The 16,997-nt window shown below is 41.6% G+C and carries 16 protein-coding genes; 11 read left to right on the top strand and 5 right to left on the bottom strand.

Going from position 1 to position 16,997, the window contains the following annotated elements:
• Positions 1 to 6: 6 nt before the first annotated feature.
• Both ACLOAU_RS01250 and ggt read right to left on the bottom strand, forming a co-directional pair.
• Positions 7 to 378 (bottom strand): DMT family protein, encoded by a 372-nt coding sequence (locus tag ACLOAU_RS01250; protein WP_427860005.1) that lies wholly within the window; start codon positions 376 to 378, stop codon positions 7 to 9.
• A gap of 34 nt (positions 379 to 412) precedes the next feature.
• Positions 413 to 2,104, bottom strand: coding sequence for a gamma-glutamyltransferase (gene ggt / locus ACLOAU_RS01255; RefSeq protein WP_427860006.1), 1,692 nt, complete (start codon positions 2,102 to 2,104; stop codon positions 413 to 415).
• A 201-nt stretch (positions 2,105 to 2,305) separates the two neighbouring features.
• Between ggt and ACLOAU_RS01260 the strand changes: the two genes are divergently transcribed.
• Both ACLOAU_RS01260 and ACLOAU_RS01265 read left to right on the top strand, forming a co-directional pair.
• Positions 2,306 to 3,067 (top strand): phosphoglycerol geranylgeranyltransferase, encoded by a 762-nt coding sequence (locus tag ACLOAU_RS01260; RefSeq protein WP_427860007.1) that lies wholly within the window; start codon positions 2,306 to 2,308, stop codon positions 3,065 to 3,067.
• Between the two features lie 152 nt (positions 3,068 to 3,219).
• Positions 3,220 to 4,251 carry an LLM class flavin-dependent oxidoreductase gene (locus ACLOAU_RS01265; RefSeq protein ID WP_427860008.1) on the top strand — a complete coding sequence of 344 codons (1,032 nt, stop codon included), beginning with the start codon at positions 3,220 to 3,222 and terminating at the stop codon, positions 4,249 to 4,251.
• Positions 4,252 to 4,440: 189 nt separating this feature from the next.
• Here ACLOAU_RS01265 and ACLOAU_RS01270 read toward each other — a convergent pair whose 3' ends face one another.
• The 3 genes from ACLOAU_RS01270 to ACLOAU_RS01280 are packed head-to-tail and all read right to left on the bottom strand — an operon-like array spanning position 4,441 to position 7,561.
• A complete protein-coding gene (locus tag ACLOAU_RS01270) occupies positions 4,441 to 5,715 on the bottom strand; it encodes a M20/M25/M40 family metallo-hydrolase (protein WP_427860009.1) in 1,275 nt (424 codons plus the stop codon).
• Between the two features lie 36 nt (positions 5,716 to 5,751).
• The gene (locus ACLOAU_RS01275; protein ID WP_427860010.1) at positions 5,752 to 6,480 is read right to left on the bottom strand and encodes a LytR/AlgR family response regulator transcription factor; all 729 of its coding nucleotides are present in this window, start codon (positions 6,478 to 6,480) and stop codon (positions 5,752 to 5,754) included.
• 13 nt (positions 6,481 to 6,493) lie between these two features.
• The gene (locus ACLOAU_RS01280; RefSeq protein ID WP_427860011.1) at positions 6,494 to 7,561 is read right to left on the bottom strand and encodes a sensor histidine kinase; all 1,068 of its coding nucleotides are present in this window, start codon (positions 7,559 to 7,561) and stop codon (positions 6,494 to 6,496) included.
• 162 nt (positions 7,562 to 7,723) lie between these two features.
• Here ACLOAU_RS01280 and dxs point away from each other — a divergent pair, with 162 nt between their 5' ends.
• The 9 genes from dxs (at position 7,724) to ACLOAU_RS01325 (ending at position 16,985) form a co-directional block, all read left to right on the top strand.
• Positions 7,724 to 9,646 carry a 1-deoxy-D-xylulose-5-phosphate synthase gene (dxs, locus tag ACLOAU_RS01285; protein ID WP_427860012.1) on the top strand — a complete coding sequence of 641 codons (1,923 nt, stop codon included), beginning with the start codon at positions 7,724 to 7,726 and terminating at the stop codon, positions 9,644 to 9,646.
• A gap of 72 nt (positions 9,647 to 9,718) precedes the next feature.
• Positions 9,719 to 10,375, top strand: a complete 657-nt coding sequence (locus ACLOAU_RS01290; RefSeq protein ID WP_427860013.1) for a DUF6089 family protein — start codon at positions 9,719 to 9,721, stop codon at positions 10,373 to 10,375.
• A 95-nt stretch (positions 10,376 to 10,470) separates the two neighbouring features.
• Positions 10,471 to 11,106 (top strand): murein L,D-transpeptidase catalytic domain-containing protein, encoded by a 636-nt coding sequence (locus tag ACLOAU_RS01295; protein ID WP_427860014.1) that lies wholly within the window; start codon positions 10,471 to 10,473, stop codon positions 11,104 to 11,106.
• A 95-nt stretch (positions 11,107 to 11,201) separates the two neighbouring features.
• Positions 11,202 to 12,227 carry a tryptophan--tRNA ligase gene (trpS, locus tag ACLOAU_RS01300; protein WP_427860015.1) on the top strand — a complete coding sequence of 342 codons (1,026 nt, stop codon included), beginning with the start codon at positions 11,202 to 11,204 and terminating at the stop codon, positions 12,225 to 12,227.
• A gap of 85 nt (positions 12,228 to 12,312) precedes the next feature.
• On the top strand, positions 12,313 to 12,951 hold the full coding sequence (locus ACLOAU_RS01305) for a deoxynucleoside kinase (RefSeq protein WP_427860016.1): 639 nt from the start codon (positions 12,313 to 12,315) through the stop codon (positions 12,949 to 12,951).
• Positions 12,952 to 13,124: 173 nt separating this feature from the next.
• Positions 13,125 to 13,649, top strand: a complete 525-nt coding sequence (locus ACLOAU_RS01310) for a hypothetical protein (protein ID WP_427860017.1) — start codon at positions 13,125 to 13,127, stop codon at positions 13,647 to 13,649.
• 17 nt (positions 13,650 to 13,666) lie between these two features.
• Positions 13,667 to 14,431 carry an LVIVD repeat-containing protein gene (locus ACLOAU_RS01315; protein ID WP_427860018.1) on the top strand — a complete coding sequence of 255 codons (765 nt, stop codon included), beginning with the start codon at positions 13,667 to 13,669 and terminating at the stop codon, positions 14,429 to 14,431.
• Between the two features lie 146 nt (positions 14,432 to 14,577).
• Positions 14,578 to 15,471 (top strand): hypothetical protein, encoded by an 894-nt coding sequence (locus tag ACLOAU_RS01320; RefSeq protein ID WP_427860019.1) that lies wholly within the window; start codon positions 14,578 to 14,580, stop codon positions 15,469 to 15,471.
• A gap of 221 nt (positions 15,472 to 15,692) precedes the next feature.
• The gene (locus tag ACLOAU_RS01325; protein WP_427860020.1) at positions 15,693 to 16,985 is read left to right on the top strand and encodes an aminopeptidase P family protein; all 1,293 of its coding nucleotides are present in this window, start codon (positions 15,693 to 15,695) and stop codon (positions 16,983 to 16,985) included.
• Positions 16,986 to 16,997 lie beyond the last annotated feature (12 nt).

Below are 16,997 nucleotides of genomic sequence, written 5' to 3' on the forward strand. Positions count from 1 at the left end.
TAAATTTTATCCTTTAAAGATGAAGTATACGGCTGCTACCAGAAACACAAAGCCTATTAAATGATTTAAGGAGAGCTGGAAATTATCAAACATCAGCTTAGAAAAAATAATAAACACCACCAGTGTGATTACTTCCTGCAAAACTTTCAACTGTACTAATGAAAAAGGCCCCCCGGTTTCAGATGAGCCCAGCCGGTTAGCAGGCACCTGCAGGCAGTATTCAAAAAACGCAATGCCCCAGCTTATCAGAATGATTACCCATACTGATGTGTTGGCATGATTACTTGTCTTACCAAAGAACTTAAGATGTCCGTACCAGGCAAAGGTCATAAACACATTGGACAAAAATAGCAGGCCGATAGAACTTAACGCTTTCATGTTTTGTATTTTATCTAAAAGAATAACAGGTCATTTACCAGGTTGCAGCGCTATCATCACCCCTGTGATCGGCCACTGCTTCAAATCGCCCGTTTGTTAATACCTGTATTACTTCAGTACGTCCGATCTGTCCTCTATCTGTTATTTTGTAGCCCATTTTTTGGAGTTGCTGCCAGGTTTGGGACGAGAATTTTTTTTCAACAAAAACTTCATCCGGCAACCATTGATGATGAAATTTAGGTTGGTTAACCGCATCATCGGTTGACATTTTAAAGTCGATAATATTTACAATAGTTTGAAAAACGGATGTGGGAATGGTGGTTCCTCCGGGAGTTCCAACCACCAGGAAAGGTTTGTTGTTTTTAAGTACAATGGTAGGTGCCATCGAGCTCAGCATTCTTTTACCTGGCTCAATAGCATTGGCTTTACCTCCAACAGCTCCAAAAAGATTAGGTGATCCCGGTTTTGCGCTAAAGTCGTCCATTTCATCATTCAACAAAAAACCTGCTCCGGCTACTACGGTTTTACTGCCATAGTTATTATTAAGTGTGGTGGTTACCGATACTGCATTGCCCTGGTTGTCTATTACACTTAAATGGGTGGTCTCTTCACTTTCGTAACCAGGCACAGTACCCTCCACGGTTATTTTGCTACTGCCTGCCTTTCCTGGTTGATAGTCTTTCATCCGGTTTTTGAGATAGGCTCCATCAGATAACTCGGCCACGGGTACTTTATAAAAGTCTGCGTCTCCCATGTATTTCGCTCTGTCAGCATAGGCCCTGCGCTCAACTTCTACCATCAATTGAACGGATGCTGCGGTTTGAAAACCCATTTTTCCAATTGGGTAAGGTTCTGTCATTTTCAACATTTGGGTAAGTAACAATCCGCCGCTGCTTGGCATGGGCATTCCTATAATACTATAACCCCGGTAATTGCAAAGTTGAGCCTCCCTGAATTTTGCCTTGTAATTTTTTAAATCCTCCAGGCTGATCAATCCATTACCACGCTTCATTTCGTCAACTATCAGTTGGGCGGTAGCACCCTCATAAAACCCTTTCTGCCCGTTATGCTTGATACGTTTCAAGGTATTGGCCAGGTCTGTTTGAACTAACGTATCTCCTTTTTTCCACCCATCTGTTTTAACCAAAACAGGTATTTGGGTATTATATTTTTCAAATGCATCCCGGGAGCTATTCAGAGCCCGGGCTTCCCCCTCGGTAATAACAAAGCCTTTTTCTGCCAGGTCTATGGCCGGTTGTATCAACACCTGCATTGGTAATTTAGCAAGCTGGTGTGAGGCAAAAAGCCCAGCAACCGTACCGGGTACACCGGCTGATAAATGCCCATAAAGGCTTTTTTCACTAACAGCGTTTCCTGCGGCATCTAAATACATGTCTCTTGAAGCGCTGGCCGGAGCCGTTTCACGGTAATCCAACGCGATGGGTTTTTGGTTTTTCAGTGTTGCAACCATAAAGCCGCCGCCGCCTATATTACCGGCACCGGGGTATACAACCGCCAAAGCCCATTGGGTAGCAATAGCAGCATCAAACGCATTACCTCCTTTTTTTAGCATTAATAAGCCCGCCTGGCTGGCAAGTGGGTGTGCCGAGACCACCGCCCCGTTTTTACCTGTACTTTTCTTAATGCTGGAGTATTGAAATGCAGTTACCTGTGCCTGGATGGAATAACTTGCTGTTATCAACAACAATAATAGACGGACACGCATGATATTTTTGAGAAAGATAATAACATTCGGGCAAATTATCTTTCGTCCGATTATAGAAAATTACCTTTTGATTTAAGGCTGTTAAATAATCAACCGGTAATAAACAGAAATTCACGAGACTGAACGATCGGCATCATTTACCCAATAAATACGGTTTTTTAAAAAAGTTTTTGCATTTTTGCATAAACCTGCCTTGATCTAATGAAGATGAACATTTATAACTCCCTGTTGGAAAAGAAGAAGAATGCGCAGAAGTCTTTCGTTGTGTTGATAGATCCGGACGGGGTAACAGCATCTTCTCTTGAAAAACTCATTCAATTATCACTCAAAACAAGGGTCGATTACTTTTTTGTTGGCGGTAGTTTGGTTATTTCCAATCACTTAGACGAAGTTATTCAGCAAATAAAAGCCAGTTGCGATATCCCGGTTATTCTATTTCCCGGCAGTCCCTCGCAGGTAAGCAAGTATGCAGATGCGCTTTTATATCTTTCTCTTATTTCAGGCAGAAACCCGGAATTGCTGATTGGGCAACATGTGGTGTCAGCCCCCTTTGTAAAAAAGAGCGGATTGGAAATAATGCCCACAGGGTATATTGTGGTGGACGGCGGAGCGCCAACCACTGTTTCCTACATTAGTAATGCAGCGCCAATACCATCTGATAAAAATGAAATTGCTATGTGCACGGCGATGGCGGGAGAGATGCTGGGCATGAAGCTGATTTACATGGATGCCGGGAGCGGAGCTAAAATACCTATCAGCGAGAGCATGATACAATCTGTAGCTCAAAATGTAGAAGCACCGCTGATTATCGGTGGCGGCATAACCGATCCTGAAAAAGCCTATCTGAATTGCAAAGCGGGAGCAGATGTAGTTGTTATTGGGAATGCTATCGAGAAAGATCCCACGCTAATTGCTGAAATGAGCCAGGCTATACATGGCGCTTCCATTAAGCTCAATCTGTAATTTCTGAATTTTATCGTAGAAGAAGGAGTTTAGCTCTTATCTGAAACCAGTCATACATCATTGCCCTTGTGCCTGAAAGTATGTGAGTCGCCAACCTGGAACAATTCTTTTATTTCCCTGTTAATCATTTAAAATAAAGGAGATTTATAACTATGGAATTGGGAATAGGAATGTTTGGTGATCTGCATATAGATGCCAATGGAAAGCCACAGTCCGCGCAACAGCGTTTACAGGAAATAATCGAAGAAGTGAAGTTGATGGACCAGGTTGGACTGGACTTTTACGGGATAGGTGAGCACCATCGACCTGACTATGCTGTTTCTGCGCCTGAAATAGTATTGGCCGCCGCTTCTACAGTAACTAAAAATATTAAACTGGGTAGCGCCGTCTCAGTTTTAAGTTCTTCCGACCCGGTAAAATTATACCAGAGTTTTGCTACTGTTGATCTTTTATCCAACGGTCGTGCTGAATTAATGGCAGGCCGCGGCAGTTTTATTGAATCATTCCCGCTTTATGGGCAGGACTTGGAGGATTATGACGCTTTATTTGATGAGAAGCTAAGATTGCTATTGCAGATCAATCAGCAGGATCCTATATCCTGGAAAGGGAAATTTCGCCCCGAATTAAAAGGACAAACCATACTGCCACGTGCAGTGAACGACCGGCTGAAAATATGGGTGGCGGTTGGCGGTACACCCGAATCGGTGGTACGCGCTGCTACCCTGGGTTTACCTGTGACGTTTGCGATTATAGGGGGAAGCCCGGCACAGTTCAAACCTTTATTCGAATACAATAAAAATATCTACGAGCAATCAGGCCATAATATGGACCAATTTGAAGTGGGAGTGCATGTTCATGCATTTTTTGGAACTGATAGTAAGGATATCGGAGAATATTACTACCCGATCTATGCGGCTCAAATGAACCGGATAGGTCGTTCGCGTGGCTGGCCTCCTTACCAGCGTGCTCAATTTGATCGGGGCAGAGCCCAAGGCGGTCACCTAATAATTGGCGATGTAAATGAATCGGTAGACAAGATACTGGAGCTGCAGGATTTGTTTGGGTTAACCCGTTTTTCAGCACATATGGACGTTGGAGCACCTTCCCACGAGCGTATGATGAAGTCTATTGAGGTATTCGGAACTCAAATCGCACCGAAAGTAAGAGAGGCGCTGAAGAAATAGGGAGGGGAATAGTAAATAGTGAGTAGGGAATAGGGAATGGTAAGAAGGAATAGGTTGATATTTTTCTAAATAGGTTTTATACTTTTTTGTAAGCAGTTTTACCAAACGAAACGGTATATATTTTTTGAGCTAACCAAAAAAAATAGCTAGAGGTCTTCCTACTAGCTATTTTAATATTTACTTTGTACATTATCTCAACTCCTTCGTATCTACTCTGCTCGGCGTGTCTTTTCCGGAAATGATCGTTTGTGCACTGATGCCTATCGACTTAATAATTTCAGTCATGTTTATAAGATCCAGTGTTTTTACTTCGTCACTAGCTTTGTGATAATTGGGTTCACTATCCATTTTAGAAGTTGAGATGGTATGTGCCGGAACTCCTAATCTTGCTAAGGTGGCATTATCTGACCGGTAAAATAACTGCTGGTCAGGGTAGGGGTCCGGATGGAAAGTAAAGGCGCTGCCTTTTAGGTTTTTTTGAAGAATATCACCCATATTGGTTTTTTCGTACCCTGTTATATAAGCAGAGTTCTTCCCCCATTTGCTATCTGTGCCAATCATTTCGATGTTAAACATAGCTATAACTTTTTCTGGCGATAGTTGCTTACTGAAATACTGTGATCCGAATCCGCCCACTTCCTCAGCAGTAAATGCAGCAAAAATCAATGTTCTTTCGTTGTTTTTTTGAGCTTTAAAATGTTTTGCCAATTCAATTATGGCCGTAATGCCCGAAGCGTCATCGTTGGCACCGTTGTAAATACTGTCCCCATTTTCGGGTTTACCCGTTCCAATATGATCATAGTGCCCGGAAAAGATAACATAGTCGTCCTTTAACTTTTTGCCAGGTAACACACCAACTACGTTGGCCAGTTTATTTTCTTTTATAGTATGCGTGGCTTTGATCAAAAGATCTTTGGTATCGATATTCCCCAACACAAAAACGATATCAGCATCTGTTTTAAAAAAGTTTCTTTTTAAGAAAACCAGTCTCGAAAAACGGTCGCCGAAACTTTCATCTACTTTAATCAGTAAAGATTTGCTGCTGCCTGCATATTCAAAGGCTTTGGAGAAAAGATTATCCCCCGCTTGGATCGTTGCTACCTGCATATTGGCAGATGACAGGCTTAACTCTGGCTTAGAGGTCAGCACCACAATATTTTTGGAATCTATATCTTTTCCGGCGCTTTGTGCATTAATTGTCTGCTGAGTGGCACTGACCATTATAAAAGACTGGAGATAGCTGCTACCTCCAAATGGTAGAAGACCTGCTTTTTTAAATTCCGCGGCTATAAAATCAGCGGCTTTGTCAATTTCCGGACTATACACCTGCCTGCCCCTCATCTCATCTGATGCCAGAAAACTGATGGTTTTGGTAACATCCGCAACCTGTATCTGTTGCGTAAAAGCAGTAGCAGAAGTTAATAAAACCCCGGTTACAAGCGTTATCGATTTAATAAATGCCATACTTCGATTTATCATTTTATATAAATAAAAATTTTACTAAAAACTCATTTTCTCTTTGAATTTCACTGTTTGGCGACGACTTATCTCAATTTTTTCTCCACCTCTTAATTCTACCAATAAACCGTTATTAAAATAGGGCTCTATTTTTTCTACCATGTGTAAATTAATAATGTGTTTACGGTTGGCCCTAAAGAATGTTTTTGGATCGAGACGCTCTTCCAACGCATTAAGGGATTTTAATATAAGCGGTTTGTGCAGGCCGAAAAATACCTTGGCGTAATTACCTACACTTTCAAAAAGACGTACTTCGTTCAATTTGATAAACCAGCAACGGTCTCCGTCCTTTACAAATACCTGGCTATTTTCGGTTAGCATTTCATTGTTGGTATAGATCTCCTCCTGTTTATGCTCTCTGGCATCTGCGGTTGCTATTTTTTTAATAGCAGCTTCAAGTCTTTTCTGGTCAATCGGCTTTAGCAGATAGTCGAGTGCGTTCACCTCAAAAGCTTTTAATGCGTATTCATCAAATGCCGTAGTGAAAATAACCTTGGGAACCCACTCCAGCTCAGTGAGCATTTCAAAACCAGTTTTACCCGGCATTTGTATATCCAGGAAAATCAACTCGGGTTGGTGGCTTGCGATCTTTTCGATAGCTTCTTCCGCATTAGAAGCTTCATCTACCACGTCAATATCAGGAAAGGATCGCAACATTTTATTGAGTTCAGTGCGTGCAAGCCTTTCATCATCAATAATAATTGTTCTCATGTAAGCATATATTTTATAAGGTAACGGGGAGCTTCAAGATAGCCGTTACGGTATGGGGAGACGATTGTTTGATGTCGAACAATGCATTATTCCCATACATGAGTTTAAGTCTTTCCTGGATGCTCATGATGCCGAAACCGCCGCCTTGCTGTTGCTCCTTTAATTGTCCCGTATTTGCGACTCTCAGGTCTAAAACATTATCCTTCAATGAAGCACTCAGTTTTACCAATCCTCCATTGATCTCATGGCTGATGCCATGCTTGATTGCGTTTTCTATCAGCATTTGCAGCATCATGGGAGGCACCGGCTGATTGGTGGTTTTGTCTTCAATATCATATTGAACCATTAACCGGTCCTCAAATCGCATTTGCTCCAACGCAAGATAATCTTTTATGATATTTAATTCTTCCGTGAGGGGTACTGTTTCTGATTTGTCGATATTGATACTGCTACGTAGTATATTACTTAGTTCCGTTATGGCTGTTCGGGCTCTTTGCGGGTTTTCATCTACCATGGCCCTGATTCCGTTGAGGGCATTAAAAATAAAATGTGGATTAATATGGGTTTTAATTGTTTTGAGCTCCAGTTCTTTGATATGGGACTTCAATTTAAGGTTATCGATCTGCTCGCGTTGCGCAGCACTAACATAGTGATAGATGAAATAGACAGCGCTCCAGATAATAAAATAGGAAAACCATGCCAGTGAATTGTTTAAGAAAATGAGTATGAGCGACTTATTGGTAATTAAAATTTCACCTTTGCTTAGGAGGCCAAGGGACTGATAAACAATCATTTCCACAACGCCGGCCACACAGGACGTGAGCAAGGTTAGCGCCAGAAATATCCAGATTTGTGTAGAGGCCCTCTTGGCTAATACCTTGAGTTTTAGAAGAGTGATTCTCAGGCAATGTGTCATTAGCAGGCCCAGTATGCTAAATCCGGCGGCACGTTGAATAATTAAAAGCCGTTCTTCAGGGATACTCATCTTATCAAATGACCATGCTCCGAATATGTGCCACAAAAAGAAACAACCCCAACCAAACAGCTGCAAAAGCCAGTAATGTCTTTTTCCTATGATCATGTAACAAATCTAACTAAAATGTGATCTTAAGCTGCTCTAAAGTTTATTAATGGTTATGTGCATTTATAAGTGGGGATAAACCGTTATACAGGTCAGTTTGGTCATGTCAATCGCCATGCGCATTAACAAAATACTTATTTTTGCGCAATAATTTTTCTCTGAATGACTATCACCCCAGGTCCGTTACTACAGTCTGTCAATAATCCTGAGGATCTTAAAAAGATCCCAATGGAAAAGCTACACGAATTTTGCGAAGAGCTAAGACAATTTATTATAGACGTAGTAAGTGTGCACGGTGGGCATTTTGCTGCCAGTTTAGGAGTGGTAGAACTAACTACGGCTTTACATTATGTATATAATACACCGTATGATCAGCTGGTTTGGGACGTAGGACATCAGGCCTATGGTCATAAAATCATTACCGGCAGAAAGGACAATTTTGAGACGAACCGCAAATATGGCGGTCTCAGCGGCTTCCCCAAGCGATCTGAGAGTGAATATGATACATTTGGTGTTGGTCATTCTTCTACTTCCATTTCGGCAGCATTGGGTATGGCAATGGCGGCGAAATATAAGGGGGAAAAAGATCGTAAGGTGGTAGCTGTTATAGGAGATGGTTCCATGACAGCCGGTATGGCTTTCGAGGCGATGAACCATGCCGGTGTAGCCAATACCGATATGTTGATTATCTTAAATGATAATGGCATTGGTATCGATCCGAATGTGGGTGCATTGAAAGAATACCTTACTGATATTACGATCTCACCTACGTATAATAAAATTAAAGATGATGTTTGGAATGCATTGGGGAAACTTCCGGTAGGTAAGAGTTTTACCCGTGCTATGGCACATAAACTCACCGAAGGTATCAAAGGAATGGTGAGCAGCAGTGCGAACCTGTTTGAGGCGTTGAAGTTGCGTTATTTCGGACCCATTGATGGGCATAATATCAGCAAGCTGGTAGATACCTTAAATGATTTGAAGGATATCCCTGGTCCAAAATTGCTGCACATTATTACTACGAAAGGTAAGGGATATGCGCTGGCTGAAAAAGACCAGACCAAGTGGCATGCTCCGGGTTTATTTGACAAGGTAACCGGGGAGATCTATAAAAAGAAATTTGATACGCCACAACCGCCCAAGTATCAGGATGTGTTTGGCAAAACGATTATAGAGCTGGCTAAGAAGAATGATAAGATCTTCGGTGTAACACCGGCCATGCCTTCCGGATCTTCATTAAAGTATATGATGGAGGAGATGCCCGACCGTGCTTTTGATGTGGGCATTTGTGAGCAGCATGCCGCCACCCTAAGTGCCGGTATGGCAACGCAGGGGTTAAAAGTGTACTGTAATATTTACTCTACTTTTATGCAGCGGGCATATGACCAGGTAGTACATGATATTGCCATACAAAAATTACCGGTAGTAATTTGCCTGGACCGGGCAGGACTGGTGGGTGACGATGGGCCAACGCACCATGGCTGTTATGATATTGCTTATTTCCGTTGCATTCCTAATATGATCATCAGCTCGCCTATGAATGAGGCAGAGCTGCGTAACCTGATGTACACGGCGCAATTGGAGTCGACAGAATTACCGTTTGTTATTCGTTATCCGCGTGGCGAAGGCATGATGCCGGAGTGGCAAACACCCATGGAAGCGATAGAAATAGGAAAGGGAAGAAGGTTAAAGAGTGGACAGGATATTGCTATTCTTTCTTTTGGTCATCCGGGCAATTTTGCAGCAGCCTCCATTCGCAGTGTAAAGCAGGAGGGGATCGATCCGGCTCATTATGATATACGATTTGTAAAGCCATTGGATGAAGCCTTATTACATGAAGCGCTTGCCACCTATCCTAAAATAATAACAGTTGAAGATGGAACAGTAGTGGGAGGTTTCGGATCGGCCGTGCTGGAGTTTATGGCAGAACATGGTTACAAAAACGAGATCAAAATACTGGGTATACCCGACCGTATTGTAGAGCACGGTAGCTCGAAAGAACTGCATCGGGAGTGTGGCTATGATGCAGAAGGTATTGCAGCCGCGGTTAGGGAGATGGCAGGGGTTAAGGTAACCGTTTCTTAATAAGGGAGAACTAATTTTGCCATAGTCGCCTGACTGCAATTTATGAAATAAATCAAACTTAAAACGAAACCAGTGAGAAACCTTTTTTGTCTGCTGATTGGCATTTGCGTATTTAAAGGAGCTGACGCCCAGAAGAATCTCGTTCAGAAGAGTTTTGTAGGGGGAACACTGGGGACATTTACTTATACCGGCTTTTATAGTCAAAATGCATCTTTCATCAGTCATACATCCATGTCGGGATCAGTATTTTATGGTCACCGGCTAATCCTTCCTCATCAATTATATGTACGCGGTGAGTTAATGATGGGTGAGGCTGCCGGCAATAATATAAACGGAGAAGAGGAAGTAAATGACCCTTTGAAAGGTGGGTTCAGGGGCTATATTGCTGAAGCCAGCGCTAAAGTAGAGTATGAGTTTTTAAACCTGCACAGGCATAAAGTTACGCCCTATATAAACGGAGGCCCGGGCGTTTATTATTTATTCGATTACCAACCTCAGCAAGGCGATCCTAAAACAACCAGTGAAAAGTTCGGATTTGTGGTTCCCCTGGGAGCAGGTTTCAAGTACCGAATGACGGACAGGATAAAAATATTTGCGGAGGGTACTTACCGTTTTTTTGCTAAAAATCTCGATAACTTCCCTGATAAAACAGTTGATAATCCCAACCACTATTACTCGCTTGCCGTTGGTGCTTCGTTTTCGCTTCAGAAATTTAACCGGCTCTGGTAAATTATAATAACGGGGTAATCCGATCCTGATATATTCTTTTTATAAAAATTATGGAAACTGCAGTTTTTGCGTCAAAGTAAAATAACTGCAGTTTTATGAAGTACAAATTGTTACTGGCAACCTGCATTGCTGGTTTAGGTGTGTTTTCATTTGTTGTTCAACCGTATTCCCTACCGGTATTGAGTAAAAGCGCAGCTGCCTCAGCTGGTAAGTCGTTACCACCTGGTAAACCGGTAATTGCTGATAAACATTTGATGCTGGTAAAGGAGTTTGTTAATCAGAATAGCTATAACAGGGAAATTTGTTTCTTTATTGATATGTCTTTAGCATCCGGCTCTAAGCGATTTTTCATCTATGATCTCCAAAAGGACTCAACTACAGATGCTGGTTTGGTCACGCATGGAAACTGCTATCAATATTGGCTGGAGGGCCGAAAGTATAGTAATGAAGTGGGTAGTGGCTGTACCTCTTTGGGCAAGTATAAGATAGGTACTCCTTACTATGGTAAGTTTGGGCTGGCTTATAAACTATATGGCCTGGACAAAACCAATAATAATGCATTAAAACGTTTTGTTGTAATGCATTCGCATGCCTGCGTTCCGGATGAAGAAACGAAAGAGGATATTTGCCAGAGCAACGGTTGTCCAACGGTAAGTCCTTCTTTCCTCGAAAAACTTCGCGCTATTGTTGATAAATCAAACAAGCCTGTATTGCTGTACATTTATGAGTAGCATAGGTTTGAAATGTTGAATTGCACTCAGAGTTGCAATAAAAAACAATAACAGCGTATTTTTAATGCTCATTTTCTTGTTTATCTTCGCGCCCTATGAGCAATAATAAAGAAACCATGTCTGCCGGTAAGCAAATCGTGGTAAGCGGTGTGCGTCCTACAGGTAATTTACACCTGGGTAACTATTTTGGCGCATTACGTAATTATGTAAAGATGCAGAATGAGTATGATTGTTATTTTTTTATAGCTGATCTGCATTCACTTACTACCCATCCCGATACAAAAGAACTAAAGGAAAATGTGCTTCATGTAGCTTCAGAATATATGGCTTGTGGTCTTGATCCGAATAAAGTGGTCTTGTACTGCCAGAGTGATTTACCCCAGACAACAGAGTTATACCTGTTTCTAAACATGATGGCCTATAAAGGAGAACTTGAAAAAACCACCACCTTTAAAGATAAAGTACGTTTACAGCCGGAGAATGTAAACGCGGGCTTATTAACTTATCCTGTTTTAATGGCGGCTGATATAATGATTCATCGCGCGCAACTGGTGCCGGTAGGCAAAGACCAGGAACAACACCTGGAAATGACGCGTACTTTTGCCAATCGTTTTAATCATCGTTATGGTGAGGTGTTTCCTGAGCCAAGAGCTTTCAATTTTGGCGAACAACTGCTTAAAGTGCCCAGCCTGGACGGAGCCGGGAAAATGAGCAAGAGCGAAAATCAATATGCAACTATTTATCTTTCTGATGATGATGACCTGATCCGTAAAAAGATCATGAAGGCAAAAACAGATTCAGGTCCCACGGAGCCCAATAGTGTAAAACCTGATTATATCGAAAACGTTTTTGACCTGATGAAACTGGTAAGCCGGCAGGATACGATTGCGCAATTTGAGGCTGACTACAATAACTGTAATATCCGTTATGGCGATCTGAAAAAGCAGCTGGCTGAAGATATGGTCAATTATATTGCACCTATCCGCCAGAAGGCAAAAGACATCAGGGCTAATGAAGCTGAGTTGAATATAATTTTGAAAGTAGGTGCACAAAAGGCCGCTGAAAGTGCAGATAAGACGATCAGTGCCGTACGGGAGGCCATTGGTCTAAAATATTTTTAGAGCATAGAAAAAAGCCTTACTATTGCCGAGTCTTAAAAATTAAACCAACGAGCCTGGCTTATACTTCAGGCATTATACAGCAAAAATGGCCAAGTCGAAATCGAAACCTAAGCATATTGCAATAGCCGGCAACATTGGCGCCGGTAAAACTACATTAACACAAATGTTGGCCAAGCATTATAAATGGATCCCTCATTTTGAAGATGTAGATCATAATCCGTACCTGATGGATTTTTATGAGGATATGCCGCGCTGGAGTTTCAATTTACAGATATACTTTTTGCATGGGCGCTTAAAACAATTGCTGGACATTCAGGAGGGAACTGAAACTATTATACAAGACCGCACCATTTATGAAGATGCTAATATTTTTGCACCCAACCTGCATGAAATGGGCCTGATGAGCAAGCGGGATTTCGATAACTATTTCGAATTTTTTCAAACGCTCAAAAAAATGGTAAAACCGCCAGACCTGATGATCTACCTGAACGCCTCGGTTCCAACGTTGGTAGGACAAATACAAAAAAGAGGACGCGAGTACGAAGAGAATATCCGGCTCGATTACCTGAAAAGGCTTAACGAATTTTATAACAAGTGGATTGCCGGCTATAAAGAAGGTCCTTTGTTGGTGATTGATGTTGATAAAAATAAGTTTGGTGAAAACGAGGAACATTTCGGCGATATCATTACTAAGATAGATTCCACGCTTTACGGATTGTTCTAAAAATTCGATTTAGTTACAAAAAAATCAATATCTGTGACCCGGTATTTCTTTCCGGTCAGAAGTCTCCTCCCACTATATATTGGTTAAGAAAAATTTCCGTTAAAAAAAATTTCGTACGCAGTTGCGTTTATGGTAATATGCTCGTATTACCAAATTAACACAATTAAAATGCTATGAGAATAAGAAAGCTAACAATAGCGCTGCCTGTGCTTGCCATTTCGTTTGCATGTAACAAAGAAGACAAAAAAGTACAGGGCTATGAGCCCGTTTATGAGGATACTACTGCCATACAGGCGGTTACATATCAGCAGCAAGGTCGGCCTGTACAAAACGGTGGCAAAATATACATTCTGGGCGATACGGTATACCAGGTAGAAACCGATAAGGGAATACATCTTATAGATGTGTCTGATAAGCAAAATCCGAAGAATGCAGGATTTATAACATTAAGGGGGTGCCGTGAAGTGGCGGTTAGAGGTAATACTATTCTTACCAACAATTTCACCGAACTTTTGGCTCTTCGTTTAAATGGTAACGGCGTCAGCGTTATCAGGCGGGTACCCGAAGCCCTTGCAGAACAAACTACTTTTTCGGTTCCGCCCGAACGGGGTTATTTTATCTGTCCTGTGCAGCAGCCGGGTAAGATCATAACCGGTTGGCAAAAAGCTATCCTGATTAATCCTAAATGCTATTACTAACTAACTAAAATTATTGTATGAGAACAGCCAGCTTTATAATTATTGTGGTGATGTCAGCCTTATGCCTGGGTTGTAAAAAAGGCGATAGCGGTGCATCAAACGATTCTTCCTCCGGTAAAAGCGGATCCATAGCCCGGATGACTATTGTAGGAAATTATCTGTACCTGGTAAATCATAACGATTTAAAGGTCTACAATATTGCTGACCCGGCCACTATGACTTTACAAAAAACGATTCCAGTTGGATTTGAAGTAGAAACGATTTATCCTTATAATGACAAACTGTTTATAGGGTCTACGGCTGCTATGTATATTTATGATATCAGTGATCCCCGTAATCCGGCACGGCAGGGAACGGTTAACCATATCAGAGCCTGCGACCCGGTAGTAACAGATGGTGACTACGCTTATGTTACACTAAGAAATAATAATGATCGTTGCGGTGGTACACAAAACGTATTGAATGTTTATGATGTTTCAGGTGGTAAAATTCTTAACCCCGTGTTGTTAAGCACTATCGGTTTGCCACAGCCTTATGGACTAGGTGTGCAAGATACTACTTTATATGTATGTTGCGGAGAGGCCGGATTGGCCGTGGTTAATGTAAAGGATAAGAGAAAACCCGAAGTCAAAAAGGTCATCACGCAAGGAAAGAATTACAGCGATGTTATAGTAATAGATAATGTACTTTTTGCTTATGTAACGGGTGGGCTGGCGTTATTCGATATAACAGACCAGCAGAATCCACAGTTTATCTCTGAAATCAGAAACAATAACCTATGAAATGTCTATAAAGATTTTCAAGCAAACCAGCCAGCCGGCTGACTGGTTGGTACTCAAAGCGATGTCCGCCAGCTGGCGGATTATACAAAATTACCTGCCCGTCCGGTCAGGCGGGCCTGTGACCACAAATAAATAAAAATTAACACATGAAAATTGTCTTACTAACCTTATTAAGCTGTATGTTATTTAACTCTGTTACGGCACAGGACAGTATCTTTTTGCGAAACAAAAAGGTAATTGCAGGCAAGGTGTCAGAAATCGGCGAATCGGTTATATCATATAAAAAGGCTGAAAATCCCGGTGGGCCCGACTATAAAATATCGGTGGGTAGTGTCAAACGTATTGTATTTGAAAATGGTTCGGTTGAAGAATTTAAAAGGCCTGCTCCTCGTCCTCCTCATCCCCGGTTAAAAAGTAAGGAACCGGCGGATCTCTCTGATGCAGTGCCTTCGAAAAGAGTGGAAACTATTTTAAAGAATAAGAAATTATATCCACGTAGTTTACCTGATAATTTATTATCTGCCGGATATTACACGGCGCAAACCGTTTACAACGATCAGCCCGATGAACAACTTTCGCATGGCCTGTATGCAAAGTATGAAAGATTAATGCTGAACGAAGTGGTGGGTGTTGGAGTTACACCTTTTATAGCTTTTAATCAGAAGCATATCGGTGCAAAATTTAATATAGCTGTATATACCAAGTTTTTTGGCAGGTTCCGCATAGGCATAGGTCCGTATTACTCAATCGCACAACAAAAATACAGGCGTTCTTATTGGAGCAGGGCTTCTATGCAGGGGTTCCCTTTTTCTACAGAAGTTCATTTAAGAGATGAAAAAGTAACGGTAGGTACGGTTGGCTTTTCAAGTACAGCACTATTTCACCTAAACAAAGAATATATGTTAACCTTTGGTGCAGATGTTGGGGGAGGGGTACATATTAATAAATATAAGGGACAACCTGCAGATTGGTCAGAGTCAGGACGAAGAAATGGTGTTACTTTTGGCTGGCTGAATATTGGGGTGGTTCGCCGGTTTTGATGCAGATTGTAGCGAAATGATAAATTTGGGATGATGGGGCCGTATTGCGGTCCCATTTTCTATAGATCCGGATGATGGTCGCAACAAGTTTTCCATTACCTTTAACGATCGTTTAATCAATAGAACAGATACATGAAACGCCCATGTAAATTTTTTTCAGACAGGAGAGAGTGTATAAGGGCGTTCCATCCGACCAAATTCAAAAAATAAAAAATATACGGATGAAATACTTACCGTTAAATCCCAAGCTGTTTATCAATAACAGGGAGCGTTTTGTAAAAAAAATGCAGAAGAATTCCATTGCCATTTTCGTAGCCAACGAAGAAGTGCCTCATAATGCTGACGCTTTGTATAAGTACAAAGCTAATAGCTCTCTTTTCTGGTTAACAGGTATCCGGCAGGAAGATTCTATGCTCATCCTTTTTCCAGATAATCCGGATCCTAAATACAGGGAAGTATTGGTGTTGGTTCGTCCTAACGAATTAAAAGAAAAATGGGACGGCAAACGGTTAAGAGCCGCGGAAGCCACAGCCATCAATGGTATTAAAACAATTGTATGGGCAGATGCCTTGCCGGCTTTATTACAGGCCTGGATGCATGCTGCCGAAAACATATACCTGGATTCTAATGAGCACGACCGTAAAGGATCATGGCTTGATACTGCGCAAACACGATATATCAAACATATACAGGATCGTTATCCGCTCCATAATTACCTGCGCGCCGCACGCATTATGCATGAACTGCGGTCGATTAAAACGCAATACGAAGTAGAGGTAATTCAGAAAGCTATCGATATCACCGAAAATACTTTTCGTCGCTTATTGAAGTTTATAAAACCAGATGTGTGGGAATACGAAATAGAGGCAGAAATTGTTCACTCTTTCCTCAGTCAGCGTGGTACCGGAGAAGGCTATAACAGTATTATTGCGAGTGGAGACAATGCCCGGGTGCTGCACTATATCTTTAATAACAACCAATGTAAAGACGGAGAACTGATACTGATGGACTTTGGTGCTGAATACGGAGGATATAATGCTGATCTTACGCGTACCGTACCTGTAAATGGAAAATTTACACAACGGCAGAAAGAAATTTACAATGCCTGCCTGCAGGTGCATCATTATTGCGCCAGCATTCTGAAGCCAGGCATTACCATTGCAGAGTACCATGAAAAAGCGGGTGACGAGTTTACGAAACAATACCTGAAACTGGGGCTGTTAACCAAAGCAGATGTAAAAAACGAAGATCCTCAAAACAGGGCATACCGTAAATATACCTACCATGGGATCTCTCATCATTTAGGTATCGATGTACATGATCTGGGCCCTAATTTTTATCAGCCTATAAAAGCAGGAATGGTATTTACGATTGAGCCCGGTATTTATATTGAAGAAGAAAAAATGGGTATTCGTATTGAAAACAACTTCTGGCTTACTAAAAACGGCAATATAGATTTGATGAAGAATATTCCAATTGAAGCAGATGACATTGAAAGATTAATGAAGAAGTAAGTCCATGGACGA

Origin of the sequence: Paraniabella aurantiaca, assembly GCF_050309965.1 — a bacterium.
In the GTDB taxonomy this organism is placed as follows: Bacteria; Bacteroidota; Bacteroidia; order Chitinophagales; family Chitinophagaceae; genus Niabella.

What these genes read in the sequence shown, in the direction of transcription:
- ACLOAU_RS01265 (WP_427860008.1), top strand. Translation starts at nt 3,220, where the DNA reads ATGGAATTGGGAATAGGAATGTTTGGTGATCTGCATATAGATGCCAAT.
- ggt (WP_427860006.1), bottom strand. Translation starts at nt 2,104, where the DNA reads ATGCGTGTCCGTCTATTATTGTTGTTGATAACAGCAAGTTATTCCATC.
- ACLOAU_RS01295 (WP_427860014.1), top strand. Translation starts at nt 10,471, where the DNA reads ATGAAGTACAAATTGTTACTGGCAACCTGCATTGCTGGTTTAGGTGTG.
- ACLOAU_RS01325 (WP_427860020.1), top strand. Translation starts at nt 15,693, where the DNA reads ATGAAATACTTACCGTTAAATCCCAAGCTGTTTATCAATAACAGGGAG.
- ACLOAU_RS01310 (WP_427860017.1), top strand. Translation starts at nt 13,125, where the DNA reads ATGAGAATAAGAAAGCTAACAATAGCGCTGCCTGTGCTTGCCATTTCG.
- ACLOAU_RS01320 (WP_427860019.1), top strand. Translation starts at nt 14,578, where the DNA reads ATGAAAATTGTCTTACTAACCTTATTAAGCTGTATGTTATTTAACTCT.
- trpS (WP_427860015.1), top strand. Translation starts at nt 11,202, where the DNA reads ATGAGCAATAATAAAGAAACCATGTCTGCCGGTAAGCAAATCGTGGTA.
- ACLOAU_RS01250 (WP_427860005.1), bottom strand. Translation starts at nt 378, where the DNA reads ATGAAAGCGTTAAGTTCTATCGGCCTGCTATTTTTGTCCAATGTGTTT.
- ACLOAU_RS01260 (WP_427860007.1), top strand. Translation starts at nt 2,306, where the DNA reads ATGAAGATGAACATTTATAACTCCCTGTTGGAAAAGAAGAAGAATGCG.
- ACLOAU_RS01275 (WP_427860010.1), bottom strand. Translation starts at nt 6,480, where the DNA reads ATGAGAACAATTATTATTGATGATGAAAGGCTTGCACGCACTGAACTC.
- ACLOAU_RS01270 (WP_427860009.1), bottom strand. Translation starts at nt 5,715, where the DNA reads ATGGCATTTATTAAATCGATAACGCTTGTAACCGGGGTTTTATTAACT.
- ACLOAU_RS01315 (WP_427860018.1), top strand. Translation starts at nt 13,667, where the DNA reads ATGAGAACAGCCAGCTTTATAATTATTGTGGTGATGTCAGCCTTATGC.
- ACLOAU_RS01305 (WP_427860016.1), top strand. Translation starts at nt 12,313, where the DNA reads ATGGCCAAGTCGAAATCGAAACCTAAGCATATTGCAATAGCCGGCAAC.
- ACLOAU_RS01280 (WP_427860011.1), bottom strand. Translation starts at nt 7,561, where the DNA reads ATGATCATAGGAAAAAGACATTACTGGCTTTTGCAGCTGTTTGGTTGG.
- dxs (WP_427860012.1), top strand. Translation starts at nt 7,724, where the DNA reads ATGACTATCACCCCAGGTCCGTTACTACAGTCTGTCAATAATCCTGAG.